Raw genomic sequence first — 14454 nt, 5'->3', positions numbered from 1 at the left:
ATGTACAGAATCGGTATCGACGTCGGCGGCACCAATACGGACGCCGTCGTGCTCAAGGGCCAGCAGGTGGTGGAAAGCGTCAAGCTTCCCACTACCGAAGATGTCATCACCGGGGTCACCAGCGCCCTGGCGGTTGTGATGGCGAAGGGCGCTATCACGGCGAACAACGTGTCCGCCGTGATGATAGGCACCACTCATTTCCTGAATGCCTTGATTGAAGGCAATGGGCTGAACAAGGTGGCGGTGCTGCGCTTGTGTGGCAACGCCACCGCTTCCCTGCCGCCGATGGTGGATTGGCCGCCCGCGCTGCGCGAGCAAGTCTCCGGCTATGTGTCCGCCTTGCCCGGCGGCGCGGAATACGACGGCGCGCCCATCGCCGAGCTGGACGTGGCCAAGCTGAAGGCAGCCTGCCGCGATATCAAAGAACTTGGCCTGACTTCCATTGCGATCTGTTCCGTGTTTGCCCCGGTCAAGGCCGACGATGAAGAACGGGCGCGCGACATCGTGATGTCCGAAATTCCCGGAGCCAGGGTCTCTCTGTCCCATGAGGTGGGCCGGCTTGGCTTGCTGGCGCGGGAAAGCGCCTGCATCCTCAACGCCAGCTTGCACCAGCTGGGCAAGAAAACCTTATCGGCGCTGTCCCAAGCCCTCGCGAGGCTGGAGCTCAACTGTCCGCTCTACCTGACTCAGAACGACGGGACCTTGATGAGCGCGGCCTATGCCGAGCGTTTCCCCATCTTCACGCTCGCCTCCGGCCCAACCAACTCCATGCGCGGCGCGGCGTTTTTGTCTGGGCTGAAAAACGCCATTGTGATCGATATCGGCGGAACCACTTCGGACATCGGCCTGCTTGTCGAGGGTTTTCCCCGGGAACGAGTACAAGGCGCGGAAATTGCCGGCGTGCGGACCAATTTCAAAATGCCGGATGTTTTGTCCGTTGGCCTTGGCGGCGGTTCCATCGTCAATAGCGCTGGAAGCGACCTCTCCATCGGCCCGGTCTCGGTGGGTTACCGGCTCAAGCAACAAGCCAGGATATTCGGCGGCGACACCCTCACCGCCACCGATATCGCCGTCGCGCACGGGATGCTGGTTCTGGGCAACCCAGCCATGCTGGGCGATCTCTCTCCCGCGCTGGTCGACCGCGCCGTCGACCGGATGCAAGACATGCTTTCCGCCGGCATCGAACGGATGAAGCCCGGCAAGCAGGATATCCCGGTCATTCTCACTGGCGGCGGCTCCGTGCTGGTCAAAGGCGAGCTCATCGGCAACTGCCGGGTGATTCGCCCTCCTCATTACGCGTCGGCCAATGCCGTTGGGGCGGCAATCGCTCAAATCTCCGGCGAAGTGGACAGGATCTTTTCCGTGGGGCGAGACCAACGCGCCGCGGCTATGGAGGCGGCCAAAACCGAGGCCAAGCAGAAAGCCGTCGCCGCCGGGGCCAACCCCGACACGGTAGACATCGTGGAGGTGGACGAAACCCCTCTGGCCTACCTGCCGAACAATGCAACACGCATCCGCGTAAAAGCCATCGGAGATTTGCTGGCATGAAAAACTGGATTCTGAACGAACAAGACCTGGATTACATCGCCCTGGGAGCCGCCGTCTTGGGCACTGGCGGCGGCGGCAACTCCTATCTTGGCAAATTGCGCGCGCGCGAACAATTGCGCGCCGGCCGAACCATCGAGGTAATGTCGCCGGACGCGCTGAATGATGAGGACGCCATTATCTGCGTCGCCGGCATTGGCGCTCCAACGGTGGGCTTCGAAAAAATCGAAGAAGGGCAAGAATGCCTGCGTGCTTTCCGGGCGGTGGAGAGCGAGTCCAAGATCCAGGCCCGAGCCTTGATGACCGACGAAATAGGCGGGTCCAATTGCTTTGAACCGATGATTGTCGCCGCGCTCACCGGCCTGCCGGTTGTCGACGCCGACGGGATGGGCCGCGCTTTCCCTGAGATGCAGATGAGCACGCTTGCCATCGCCGGCTGTCCGGTTTCTCCCTTTGCGCTGTCGGACGACAAAGGCAATGTCGTGGTATTCCGCCATGTCATTTCCTTCCACTGGCTGGAAAAACTGGCGCGTGCCAGCACAACGGCGATGGGCTGTTCCGCCGGGTTCGCGCTAGCGCCGATGACCGGGCTGGAAATCAAAAACCACGGCGTCCATCACACCATCAGCCAGGCCTGGAGTTTGGGCAAACAAATCAGCGACGCGCGCGACAACAAAATAGACCCCATCAGCGCGCTGCTCGCGGAAAACAATGGCCGCCTGCTCTTCAAAGGCAAGATTTCGGACGTTAGCCGCGCCACCAGCAATGGCTTTGCTCGCGGCCAAGTTGAGCTGGATGGTCTGGATGGTCATTCCGGATTGAGCATGGTGATCGACTTCCAGAACGAAAACCTGATTGCCCGCGTCAACGGCGAGGTCGTGGCCACCGTGCCTGATCTCATTTGCGTGTTGGACTCCGAATCCGGCCAACCGATAGCAACCGAGGAAATTCGTTTCGGCCTCCGGGTATCGGTCATCGTCCTGCCCGCCTCGCCGCTCTTGCGCACTCCGCAGGCGCTGGACGTCGTTGGCCCGAGAGCGTTCGGCTACGACATGGACTACAAGCCGGCGGCGGACTACATCAAACCGTTGCGGCGCCATGCCAACCCCAGTCAGCCGGAACGGATTGCCGGCTAACCCCAGGCATACATACGGCTTAGCTTTGATCCAATACCGCAGGGAGCATCCAAATGAAGCAATCCGCATCTCGTTTGACCGCCGGTTGGGTTTGCGCCGGTTTGCTGTCCTCTCTTCTGGCCATGAGCAACAGCGCCAGGGCTGGGGACGACAACACGCTTAACGTCTACAACTTCTCGATGAATATCGGCCGCGATACCGTACGCAAATTCGAGAAGGAAACCGGCATCAAGGTCCGCTACGACATTTACGACACCGACGATACGCTGCTGACCAAGCTGATGGTTGGCCACTCTAATTACGACGTGGTCTTTCCCAGCAGCAGTTACTTTATCAAAGAGGTGGGAGCCGGACTATTTGCCAAGCTTGACCAGAAGAAGATTCCCAACACCAAGAATATAGATCCACAGATCAGCAAGGCCTTGATGAATGTTGACCCCAAAGCCAGCTACGCAGTGCCTTATATCTACGGCGTGACCGGTGTGGCCTACAACGCCACGGAAGTCCGGAAACGCCTTGGCAGCGAAGCGCCGGTGGACAGCTGGGATCTGGTTTTCGACCCCAAGTGGGTGGCCAAGCTGAAGGGCTGTGGGGTCTCCCTGGTGGACAACGGGGCGGAGACGGCAGCCGACGTCTTGCTCAAACTCCGCCTAAACCCCAACTCCAAATCGCCGGCCGACTATAAGGCAGCGTTTACGCATTTGAAGAAGGTCCGCCCTTACGTCACTCAATTCAACGCGACCACTTATATCGACGAAATGGCCAACGGCAACTTATGCGTTTCCACCGCGTTCTCGGGCGACGTATTAACCGCCAAGCTACGCGCAAAGGAAGCCGGGCACCCCACCGATCTGAAGTTTGTGATCCCCAAGGAAGGCGCCCCCTTATGGATTACCTTGATGGCCATTCCGGCCGACGCGCCACATATGGACAACGCCCTGAAGTTCATCAACTTCCTGCTGCGCCCGGATATTGCGGCGGAAATCACCTCTGAAATCAAATTCCCAAGCGCCGTGAAGGCGGTGCGAAACCTTGTCTCGCCCGATATCGCCAATGACACGATGATTTACCCCTCGGACGCGGACCGCAGCCGTCTGATCCTCGAACAGGATGTCCCCCCGGCGATCACTCGCCTGATCAACCGGGAATTCACCGAACTCAAAGCCGGACGCTAACCGGCGCTCCCTGAATATTTCAAGAACAACGCCCCCGCTGTCAGGCGGAGGGTGCGGGGAAGTCATGTCCTAAGAACCTGTTTACGATCGTAAACAGGCTCTAAGACCAATAAGCGCAAAGGAGATGGAGATGGAGAAAGAGATGAAGGCACTGCTGGGGGCTGCGCTGATTGCAGCTTTGCCCCCAGTCGCATTGGCCGCCTCGGCCAGCGACAGCGATGCGGCGGCGCGGCTGGAAGCCCTGCAGCATAAGGTCGAGGCTTTGGAGAATGCGCTCAAGAACGCCGGTATCACGCCCTCCGGCGAATCCGCGCGGGCGGACGAGAGCGAAGAGATCAAGCAGCGCCTGAACAAACAGGAATTGATGCTGCAGTCGCTCACCGATGCCGCCAGCACCGGCCCCATCGCCGGCCTGTCGGTCACCGGTTATCTGGACCCGGTCTACCTCTATAACGCCAATGCGAAAGACAGCGGCTTCCGCTTCCTGGACCACAGCAACAATTACAGCTACTACAACAGCTCAATCGGCGACGTATACCTGGACATCAAGAAAATTTTCGGCACCGGCCCCACCGCGCCCTTCGCCGAGATCCAGATCATGCCCAACCGCGGCGCCGGCAACGTCACCCTGGACGGCGGGTCCGGAGGCGGGCTATTCAACGCCGCACAAATCACCTTGCCACTGAGCAACACCCAGCAGATCATCGCCGGCCTGATGCCCAGCGTGTCCGGCTACGAATCTCAGCAGTCCAACATCTTGCCCACGCTAAGCCATAACCTGCTCTACGATTTCAGCGTGCCGGGCTATTTTGTCGGCCTGGGCTATACCGGTTCGACCGACAGCGGCGATTACACCTGGAAAGTGCTGCTCGGCAATGAGCAGAATCGCACCCATCCCCACTTGGCGGAGAATGCCGACGGCGGAGCGCAAAGCAACCGGACGCCAACGCTGACATGGCGGATCGACAAGGTAAAAGGCCTCTGGGACTGGGGCTGGTCCGCGGCGCTAGGGAGGCAATCGGTCTACTCCGGCAATGCGCAGAGCAGCTGCCCCGCCGGCCGCTACGGCTTGAACTGCCTGAGCGACAAACCGTTCACGCCCTATATGTTCACCGAGTTGGACGCCGCCTACGTGGCCGCCGATTTCACATTCAACGCAGAGCTGGATTTCGGCCGTCAAAAATCTGCGGCCTGGAACGGCGGGGACGCAAGCTGGTGGGGCGCCTCGCTGCTGGCCGTGCGCAAGTGGAGCTTCGCACCGCTTGGCCTGCTTGGGTCCGCTCTGCGCTGGGACTACCTGGATACCGGCCGCAACGGAGGCGGCGCCGGCACCACCTATACCGGCGGCACGGCGCTGAGTGGGATGCAGGCCTCCGCCGGCACCGATGGCGTCAACGGCTTCGGCATTGCCCCGGCCTGTTTGGCCGCTTCCAACAACGGCGGGCTGGATTGCCGCGGCGCCAGACGCCAGGACGTGGCGCTGGACTTCATGCTCTACCCCACCTCGCAACTCACCGTGAAGTTCGAATATCGACACGACTGGGCGGATCAGGCGGTGTTCCAGAGAAGCGACGGCAGCTGGAGCAAAAGCAACAACCTGATCGGCAGCAGCCTCATCTACACCTTTTGATCCGTGAGCGCCCCCGCGCATGTTTGCCCTGCATCCCCCGGATGCAGGGATTTTTTTCCCCACCGGTTTGCAACGATGAATGTTAACAGCCCCTGCGTCCGCTTCAGGAAGACGCAAAGGGGCGGGCTGTACCTTTGGACCCGATAACAAAACCCCTGATCCCGCGTTGCGCCTCCTTGTCGTACGACTTGTACTGCCTGCGTCGGCGCGCCTTGGCTCAGGTTCTCTGCGAGGTTTTGTTAGCGGCTCTTATTTCTATTAAAGAGAGGAGAAAAGATCATGACCATGCCCATGAGTCATCGAGAGAAGGAAGCCATCCAGGCATCGAAGGCGGATTTCGTTCAAATCATCGACGTCGTAAAGAAGTTCGGCGACGCGACTGCGGTCAATCATGTCAACCTCAGCGTGGCCAAAAACGAGCTCTTCGCTCTGCTGGGCAGTTCGGGCTGCGGCAAATCGACGCTGTTGCGCATGCTGGCCGGCTTCGAACAGCCCACCTCCGGCCGCGTGCTGATCGATGGCGACGACTTGGCAAAAATCCCGCCTTACCGGCGCCCGGTCAACATGATGTTTCAGTCCTACGCCCTGTTCCCGCACATGTCGGTGGAAGGCAACGTCGCCTTCGGCCTCAAGCAGGAAGGCCTGCCCAAGAACGAGATCCGCGACCGTGTAGACGCCGTGCTCGAACTGGTGCAGATGCGCAAGTTCGCCAAGCGCAAGCCGCACCAGCTGTCCGGCGGCCAGCAACAGCGCGTGGCCCTGGCCCGCTCGCTGGTCAAGCGCCCGAAACTGCTGCTGCTGGATGAACCCATGTCCGCGCTGGACAAGCAAATCCGCCAAGCCACTCAGATGGAACTGGTCAATATCCTGGATAAGGTGGACGTCACCTGCGTGATGGTGACGCACGATCAAGAAGAAGCCATGACCATGGCCAACCGCCTGGCGGTGATGAGCGAAGGCGCGATCATCCAGATCGGCACCCCGCATGAGGTGTACGAATACCCAAACAGCCGCTTTACCGCCGAGTTCATCGGCTCCACCAACCTGTTCAACGGCAAGGTGGTGGAAGATGAAGTCGACCACGTGTTTATCGAGGCCCCGGACCTCAAAACCCGGCTGTTCGTCAGCCACGGCATCACCGGCCCGCTTGGCATGGACGTGAGCGTATCGGTGCGCCCGGAACGCATCAACGTCACCCGCGCCAAGCCGGAGCAGCAATGCAACTGGGCGCGGGGCACGGTTTCCAACCTGGCCTACATGGGCAGCTACACGCTGTTCCACGTCACCCTGGAAAACGGCAAGGTGGTGATCGCCAACGTGCCGAGCCTGGCCCTGATACGGGACGACGCTCCGTCCTACGATGACGAAGTGTTCGTCAGCTGGGCCGAAACCAGCGCCTTGGTGCTGACCAAATGAAAAAGCCGACCCAACGCTGGCGGCCTTCGGGCCGCACTGGGGTGATCGCCATCCCCTTTGTGTTTCTGACGCTGTTCTTTCTGGTTCCGTTCATGCTGGTGCTCTGCATCAGCTTCGCCCAGCAGCGGATTGGCGTGCCGCCGTACACCTCGCTGTTTGAGATGCAGGACAACATCTTGCAGATCCAACTCAACCTGGACCACTACGTGTTCATGTTGCACGACGATCTGTATCTGGCCACTTACCTGTCCTCGGTCAAGATGGCGGCGGCGTCCACCCTGCTCTGCCTGCTGATTGGCTACCCGATGGCCTATTACATGGCGCGGGCGGACGCGAGCATGCGCAACACTCTGATGATGATGGTGATGCTGCCGTTCTGGACGTCCTACCTGGTCCGCGTGTACGCGTGGATCGGCATCCTGAAAAACGACGGTTTCCTCAACAACTTCCTGATGTGGCTGGGCGTGATCCATGAGCCGCTGCGCCTCTACCACACCAACTGGGCGGTCTACATCGGCATGGTGTTCTCCTACCTGCCGTTCATGATCATGCCGCTGTACGCCCACTTGGTGAAGATGGATCTGCTCCAGCTGGAGGCAGCCTACGACTTGGGCGCCAAGCCGTGGAAGGCCTTCGTTCAAGTGACCTTGCCGCTGTCCAAGAACGGCATCATCGCCGGCAGCCTTTTGGTGTTCATTCCGGCGGTGGGCGAGTACGTGATTCCGGAACTGCTGGGCGGCTCCGATACGCTGATGATAGGCCGCGTGATGTGGGGCGAGTTCTTCAACAATATGGATTGGCCGATGGCGGCGACGGTGACCTGCGCGATGGTGCTGCTCTTGCTGGTGCCGATGGCCTTGTTCCAGCACTACCAGCTGAAAGAGATGGAAGGGGATAAACCATGATCAAGCCGAGCAAACCGCTGTCGTATACCGTGCTTGGACTGGGTTACGCCTTCCTGTACCTGCCCATCGCGCTGCTGGTGATCTACTCGTTCAACGAATCCAAGCTGGTCACCATCTGGTCCGGCTTCTCCACCAAGTGGTATGCCGCGCTGCTGGACGACGAAGAACTGCTGAGATCTGCCTGGCTGAGCTTGAAGATCGCCCTGCTGACCGCCAGTTCTTCTGTGGTGATCGGCACCGTGGCCGGCTATGTGCTGGCTCGCTTCGGCCGCTTCCGCCTGTTTCCATTGTTCGCCGGCATGATCAGCGCGCCGCTGGTGATGCCGGAGGTGATCATCGGCATCTCTATCCTGCTGTTGTTCGTCAATCTGGAGAACTGGGTGGGCTGGCCGCAAGGCCGAGGGCTGACCACCATCTGGATCGGTCACACTGTGCTGTGCGTGTCCTACGTCGCGATCATCGTGCAGTCCCGAGTGCGAGAGCTGAGCCTGTCGCTGGAAGAGGCGGCGATGGGCCTGGGCGCCACTCCGTTCAAGACCTTCTTCGTCATCACCCTGCCGCTGATCTCTCAAGCGCTGGTGTCCGGCGGCTTACTGTCATTTACCTTGTCGCTGGATGATCTGATCACGTCGGCGTTTTTGTCCGGGCCCGGTTCGACTACCCTGCCGATGGTGATCTTCTCACGCGTGCGCCTCGGCCTGAATCCGGAAATGAACGCGCTGGCTACGGTCTTCATCACACTAGTGACCGTGGGCGTGGTGGCAGCCAATCAGCTGATGAGGGCACAGGAACGCCGCCGCGCCGAAGAAATGCGCATGGCTTTTGCACAAGATTGACAACGTACTCGGTCAATCAAGCAGGCGAGGATGGCGCTCTAAACAACATGGCTTTCTTATGCGGCCAGCCCCGCCTGCCCCCGATCTCTATCCCCGCTTAAGCTCTTCCAACATCTCCTGCCACAGTTCCCGATACACCGGATTGCTGGCGCCTTCGCCATGTCCGGGATTGTCGGCATTGGGGCGGCGTATTGGTTTGTTCAGCGCGAACTGGTGGTCCGCCGGGATGCGCATGGCGTTGTAGGAGAGGCGGATGACTGGAGCAAAGTTTTCCTGCACGTGATAGGTGCCGAACAACCTGTCCGGCGGCGTGGCGCCGGGGGCGGCATACCAGGAGGCGATGCGGTTGTTGGCGCGCATGTCCCAGCCGCCGGAAAAATCGATCACGCCTCTGACGGCCACGCGCTTGGCGATGTAGGCGGCCATGCCGCCGCCTTGGGACTGCCCGGACAGCACGATTTTGCTCCAGTCTATGGCTTGCTTGTCCAGATACTGTTCCCAACGGCCTTTGGGATCGGTTTTGGACAGATAACGCAGCAGAGCGGCCAGTCTATGGACAATGGCGTCCTTGGGCTTGTCTTTGATCAGCGAGGTGGTGTTTTCTCCAAAGGCGCGCTTCTGACGCAATTGCTCCGCGCAGTCTGGATTAGCCGCCAACACCGGCCGGGTACAGACCTGAGAGACAGCCGGCGTATCGATATAGGACAGGATGATGAAGCGGTAGCCCTGGGCCAGCGCGGTGTCGATGAAGGCTTGCTCGTTTGTCGCCGTTCGCGTGGTTTCGCCGCCGGTTCCAGGCAGGAAGACCAGCAGCGGCTCGCGCCCGCCCTTCTCCGCCGAAAAAACGATGTGCGGCCCGCTATCCGCCACAATCCCGCCATCGGTGTCCGCGGGGAGAATATCCTTGCGGACGGCGTCCGCCCATGCCGCCGAGACGGTACAGAGCAGCAACGCAGCAGCGGCTGCTTTGCCACCCCATTTGATCCAGACTGTCATTGCATTCCTCGCATATTAATTAAGTGGATTGAATTGCCCCGACGGCCTGGGCTTGCATGAGCCCTTGGCTAGTTTTTCAAAACCTGTTTACGATCTGCCGCCCGTCAGCGGGATGCATAGACAAGGGGCATTGAAAACTGCTTCGAACTGCTCACGTATCATGTAATACACTCCGCTTTCTCAGCCGCTTCCGCCTTGTCTCGCTCTAGCTTGCGAGACCGTAAACACGTTCTGCGACTCTACTCGCCATACCCTGCGCGTAAAAGCGCGGCATGGCCGGTTTGCGCCAAGAGTTTGTTTACGATTGTTTCCATGAACAAATTTAAGGTTTCGCGAGCCAGGGTGAAGTAAGGCGAAAGCCTTTGCGCACGGGGAATGCACAGGCGCTTGGCGACGAATCAGGGGGCTTAATCAAGACCTCAGGCGCACATCCCAAGGCACGTCCCGCACGCTGAGTATCCGGCAGGCGCTGGCGTCGGGATGGAGGGGATTGAGCAGGTAGTTGTGGGCATTGGGGGCCACCGCGCTGGGCACTTGCAGCGCGGCGGAAGCCTGGCGTTGCAACCAGTGGCGGCCCAGGCTCTGGGTGAGCGCGGGTTGCAAGGTCCAGTCAGCAGGCAAGCTGGCCTGGTCCAACGCTTGCGCCAGGCGGTCCGGCAGCTCCACTTGAAGCAGGGTGAAGGTGGCCGGCAGGCTGGCCACCTCCAGGTGCACCAGCGCCTCCAGCATGGCGCTGGCCGGGTGATCCGCCAGGTAGACGATGGGCTGGCCGGCGGGGTGCCAACGCCCGGGCCAGCGCAACCCGCCCAGCCCGTTGAGGTCGGCGTAACGACTGATGCGCCAGACAATCACGCGGCGTAGCCTTCGTTGGCTTGGGCAATCAACTGTTCCACCAGCCGCGCGCCGGGCTCGGTATGGGCCATGTCCAGCGGCGATTTGCCCTCAAAACGATGCAGCGGCTTGCGTAGCCATTGGGCCGCGGCGTCCTTGTCGCCGAACAGCTCTTCCGCCAACAACAGCAGCTTGGCCACGCGCACGCCCCGTTCGGACTCCTCGGTGTTCAGCGTCTGTCCCTTCTTGATGCGATGGGACAGGGTGCGCGGCGGGATGACGAACTCCAGTTCGCCGCGGCTGAGGCCGGCATCCACCAGGCGTTCCAGCATGCCGGTGTCCACGCCCAGTTCCACCACTTTGGCCACATCGAAATCGTTGCGCATTTCCTGCCCCACCAACACGCTGAGTTCCTGCAACAGATTGTGTTCCACCATGGGCGGGACCGGTGCTTCCGGTACGAAGACTTGCAGCGCTTTCATGGCCCCTCCTTGATTTGGCAATTTGCCAATTAATTATCAGCATTTTGCCGAAGCAAGACAAGGAGCGCCGCGAGCGGCGACGATTAACCGCTCAGCCTTGCGAAAAAGTCGCGGTAGAGCTCAGGTTCACTGACTTGCTTGCTGCGGGAGTCGCCATTGCTGTCCCAAATGGTGCGCTGGAACCGGGCTCTCAACCAGACACCCTGTCCGCCGACGGCCGGCCGCAGGGTAATCAGCGCTTCCAAGGTTTGGTGGTCCGGTTTGCCGGGCAGGCCCATTTTCATTTTCAGCAGGCCGCGCAGAACTTCCCGACTGGTGCTGACCAGCTTTTCATGGCGCTCGGCGCGCAACAGGGAAAAGTCCGCGTCTTCCTCCAGCCGGCCGTAGCCCATCGCCGCCAGCGCCTTGCCGCCGGCGCGCAGCGCTTGCGCCACGGTAACGCCGCGCCAGTAGAAGTCGCGGGCCTGGTGATAAGAGGCGGTTTCGGCGGCGTCCAACTCCACGCGCACCTGGGTGGAACTGTAACGCAGCAGGCGGCCTCCTTCGCCCACCACTTGCTCGTTGTCCGCGGCGCACGCCGCGCCGCTCAGACTCAGCGCCGCCAACACAATGCCAGCCATCGCATGACGTCGGCTGGCCACAAGCGGGCCGCCGGCTTGGTTCAGTCCTTGCCTTGAGCGCAACGACTGATGCGGAAAGGATGTCTTCATCTCGTCAGTATTGTTTTGACATTTGAAAACTCTAACACAGGCATTATGGCATTTACATTGCCAAAGGCATGAAAACAACTCATGCCAGCTCCTTTGCCTGGCCTTGGAACTCCCCCTGAGCCGCCCGCTTGGGCATACACCCTATATTGCCGCTTTGCGATGCAAAAATAACCATTAGGACTATCACGCGACGTGAATTATGATTGCGCCTATTCAATGAAGACGCACGCTTCCACTTCGTCACGAGGAGAGGCGCTGGCATTGAAACACTCCGTCGTTCCGGCCTGTGGGCCCATTCCTGATATTCCAGAGTCCCGGCCCCAGCTGGAGTCCATGCCAGCACGAAGCGCTGCGCCTTCACACCTTGACGCAATCGCCAGTTCACAGGCGTTTGCTATGAAAAAGACGAATACCGGCACCAATGGGGGGCATTATGTTAAGTCAATTCACTATCGGGCAGCGCATCGCCGCGCTGGCAGGCAGCTTGCTGTTTGCAGTGGCTTTGGTGGGGGGGTCCGGCTGGTGGTCGCTGAACCAGATGGACGGCGAGCTGACCTCGCTGTTTGACCAGAAAATCGCGTTCCGCTACCAGATGAACGCCATGCAAAGCAGCATGCTGCACATCCGCCAGGATGAGAAGAACATCTTCATCAGCATCGGCAACCCGGACAACTCGGACCAAAGCATCCAGACCAACAAACAATTGCTGGACAAGCACATCGCCGAGTTCAAGAATCAGGCCGGCGCCGCCAAGTCCATGGCGATGGCGGCGGATCACCAAAAAACCTTCGACAGCATGCTGGCCGGCATCTCCGGCTATGAGCAAGGCATGAACGGGTTGTACCAGAAGATCGCCAGCGGCGAAATCAACCGGGCCAATGTGGGCGACGCCGGCATCACGCCGTTCAAGCCCAAGCTCTATGAGGCGCGCGACGCGCTCAACAGCCTGAGCAAGCTGGCCGACGACTCGGCGCAATCCGCCGAGGACGCGCTGGCGGTCAGCATGAAAAACACCCGCAATATGATGCTGACCATCCTGGGCCTCGCCCTGGTGGTGGGCGTCGCCCTGGCCTTCGCCATCGTCCGCTCCATCACCCGCCCCTTGCAAGCCATGCAGCAGACTATGCGCCATGCGGCGGAGAAAAACGACCTGACGGTGTCGGTGGATCAGACCGGCCGCGACGAAGTCAGCGAAACCGGCCGCGCGCTGGCGCAGCTGCTGGGCAATCTGCGCGCCTTCCTGCAGCAGACCCGCGAGGACGCCAAGCAGGTGAACGACACCGCCCACGCGCTGTCCGGCGTATCCAAGCGCATCGCGGAGGCGTCCCAGGTGCAAACCGACGCGTCTTCCTCCACCGCCGCCGCGGTGGAGGAGATGACGGTGAGCATCAATCTGGTGGCCGAGCATGCGGTGGAAATGGCCGGCGAAGCCAAGAGCAGCATGAACGAAGCGGTGAGCGGCAGCGAGGTGGCCGGCCAGGCCGCGCAGCAGATGTCCGAGATCGCCAGCGTGATCAGCCGCTCCGAAACCATCATCATTGGCCTGAACCAGCGCTCCGATGAGATCGGCAACATCGTGGACGTGATTCACGACATCGCGGAACAGACCAATCTGCTGGCCTTGAACGCGGCGATTGAAGCAGCGCGCGCAGGCGAAACCGGCCGCGGCTTCGCGGTGGTGGCGGACGAGGTGCGCAAGCTGGCGGAACGCACCGCGCAAGCCACCGGCGAAATCTCCGAGAAAATCAAGGCAGTGCAAGGCGACACCACCACCGCGGTAGCCAGCATGCGCGAAGCCACCGAGCGGGTGGAAGCCGGCGTGGCGCTGAGCGGCACCTTGTCCGAACGCCTGGCGCAGATCCGCATGCTGTCCACGCGCCTACTCGAGAAAACCAGCGAGATCGCCGAGGCGATGCGCGAACAGAGCACGGCCAGCAACGACGCCGCCAAGAATGTGGAGCGCATCGCCAATATGGGCACGGAAAACGGCTTGTCGGTGGAGGAGTCCTCCGCCATGGCGCAGCAGCTGTCCGGCCTGGCTCATGGACTGGATGCGGCCATTAACCGCTTCCGCGCGGATTGAGATAAAAAGCGTCAGAACTTGTTCAAGGTCTAGCTTCTCAAGCGTGAGGGCGCGTCCGGCTTGGTCCGGCCGCGTCCTCATGCCACAATCCGGGTTTTCGCCCGCCCTCTTCCCTACATGTCCGTCCTCGAGCCGCTGTACGCGCCGTTCGTCTCCTCCCCCGCCGTGCTGCTATGGCCGGCGCTGTTCCTGCTGTTGAGCCGGCAACTGCGCAGACGCGCCTGGTTCTGGCCTTATGTGGCGCTGTCGCTGCCGGGCACGGCCTTGCACGAGCTCTGCCATTTTCTGGTGGGCTGGCTGCTGCGGGCGCGGCCCAGCCGCTTCAGCGTGTGGCCGCGCCGCAACGGCCGGCAGCTGACGCTGGGCCAGGTGGGCTTCACCCGGCTGACGTGGTGGAACGCGCTGCCCATCGGCATCGCGCCCTTGCTGTTGCTGCCGCTGGGCTGGGGCCTGCTGGCGCTGGCGGCCCGCTGGCCGTGGCTGAGCCCGGCGGCGGCCGGCCTGGGCTTTCTGGCGGCGCAGTGCTGGGACGGCTGCCTGCCCAGCAGCACGGATTTGAGCCACGCCGGGCGCTCGGCGCTGGCTTACGGCGCGCTGGCCTGTGCCCTGTTGGGCGCTTACGCGCTGCTGCATTACGGTTTCCGCGCACTGGCCGGACAATAAAAAAACCGCCGGTTTCCCGGCGGTTTCGTATCCAAGGCGCGCCGAC

13 protein-coding genes are annotated in these 14454 nt (G+C 61.1%); 9 read left to right on the top strand and 4 right to left on the bottom strand.

The annotated features are described in order from the left end of the window. From ACUXV1_RS19740 to ACUXV1_RS19710, 7 genes are all read left to right on the top strand, one after another. Window positions 1-1548: a hydantoinase/oxoprolinase N-terminal domain-containing protein gene (locus tag ACUXV1_RS19740; RefSeq protein ID WP_446016272.1), complete on the top strand. Its 1548-nt coding sequence runs from the start codon at window positions 1-3 to the stop codon at window positions 1546-1548. Next, window positions 1545-2681 carry a DUF917 domain-containing protein gene (locus tag ACUXV1_RS19735; RefSeq protein WP_194426612.1) on the top strand — a complete coding sequence of 379 codons (1137 nt, stop codon included), beginning with the start codon at window positions 1545-1547 and terminating at the stop codon, window positions 2679-2681. The genes ACUXV1_RS19740 and ACUXV1_RS19735 overlap by 4 nt, the downstream gene beginning before the upstream one ends. Window positions 2682-2734: 53 nt before the next feature. Next, the gene (locus ACUXV1_RS19730) at window positions 2735-3856 is read left to right on the top strand and encodes an extracellular solute-binding protein (RefSeq protein WP_446016271.1); all 1122 of its coding nucleotides are present in this window, start codon (window positions 2735-2737) and stop codon (window positions 3854-3856) included. A 130-nt stretch (window positions 3857-3986) separates the two neighbouring features. Then, a complete protein-coding gene (locus ACUXV1_RS19725) occupies window positions 3987-5486 on the top strand; it encodes a DUF3138 family protein (RefSeq protein WP_446016270.1) in 1500 nt (499 codons plus the stop codon). 285 nt (window positions 5487-5771) lie between these two features. Next, window positions 5772-6902, top strand: coding sequence for an ABC transporter ATP-binding protein (locus ACUXV1_RS19720; RefSeq protein WP_231138349.1), 1131 nt, complete (start codon window positions 5772-5774; stop codon window positions 6900-6902). Further along, complete coding sequence (locus ACUXV1_RS19715) at window positions 6899-7807, top strand: ABC transporter permease subunit (protein WP_446016269.1); 909 nt, start codon at window positions 6899-6901, stop codon at window positions 7805-7807. The genes ACUXV1_RS19720 and ACUXV1_RS19715 overlap by 4 nt, the downstream gene beginning before the upstream one ends. Further along, window positions 7804-8643 carry an ABC transporter permease subunit gene (locus tag ACUXV1_RS19710; RefSeq protein ID WP_203390445.1) on the top strand — a complete coding sequence of 280 codons (840 nt, stop codon included), beginning with the start codon at window positions 7804-7806 and terminating at the stop codon, window positions 8641-8643. Before ACUXV1_RS19715 ends, ACUXV1_RS19710 begins: the two co-directional genes overlap by 4 nt. 87 nt (window positions 8644-8730) lie before the next feature. Here ACUXV1_RS19710 and ACUXV1_RS19705 read toward each other — a convergent pair whose 3' ends face one another. The 4 genes from ACUXV1_RS19705 to ACUXV1_RS19690 all read right to left on the bottom strand — a co-directional run bounded on the left by ACUXV1_RS19705 (window position 8731) and on the right by ACUXV1_RS19690 (window position 11593). After that, window positions 8731-9639 (bottom strand): BPSS1187 family protein, encoded by a 909-nt coding sequence (locus ACUXV1_RS19705; RefSeq protein WP_203390444.1) that lies wholly within the window; start codon window positions 9637-9639, stop codon window positions 8731-8733. 411 nt (window positions 9640-10050) lie between these two features. Next, window positions 10051-10491, bottom strand: a complete 441-nt coding sequence (locus ACUXV1_RS19700; RefSeq protein WP_081556326.1) for an RES family NAD+ phosphorylase — start codon at window positions 10489-10491, stop codon at window positions 10051-10053. Continuing rightward, window positions 10488-10952, bottom strand: a complete 465-nt coding sequence (gene parS / locus ACUXV1_RS19695; protein WP_446016268.1) for a type II RES/Xre toxin-antitoxin system antitoxin — start codon at window positions 10950-10952, stop codon at window positions 10488-10490. Before parS ends, ACUXV1_RS19700 begins: the two co-directional genes overlap by 4 nt. Window positions 10953-11035: 83 nt before the next feature. Next, window positions 11036-11593, bottom strand: coding sequence for a hypothetical protein (locus ACUXV1_RS19690; protein WP_446016267.1), 558 nt, complete (start codon window positions 11591-11593; stop codon window positions 11036-11038). Window positions 11594-12095: 502 nt separating this feature from the next. On the opposite strand from ACUXV1_RS19690, the gene ACUXV1_RS19685 reads away from it, so the two are divergent. Beyond that, the gene (locus ACUXV1_RS19685) at window positions 12096-13745 is read left to right on the top strand and encodes a methyl-accepting chemotaxis protein (RefSeq protein ID WP_179140803.1); all 1650 of its coding nucleotides are present in this window, start codon (window positions 12096-12098) and stop codon (window positions 13743-13745) included. Window positions 13746-13862: 117 nt separating this feature from the next. Then, window positions 13863-14408, top strand: coding sequence for a hypothetical protein (locus tag ACUXV1_RS19680; RefSeq protein WP_194426621.1), 546 nt, complete (start codon window positions 13863-13865; stop codon window positions 14406-14408). The last annotated feature ends 46 nt before the right edge of the window (window positions 14409-14454 follow it).

Source organism: Chromobacterium sp. W521 (genome assembly GCF_052805975.1).
The sequence above is the reverse complement of the archived record's forward strand: the minus strand, read 5'-3'. Positions and strand labels throughout refer to the sequence as shown.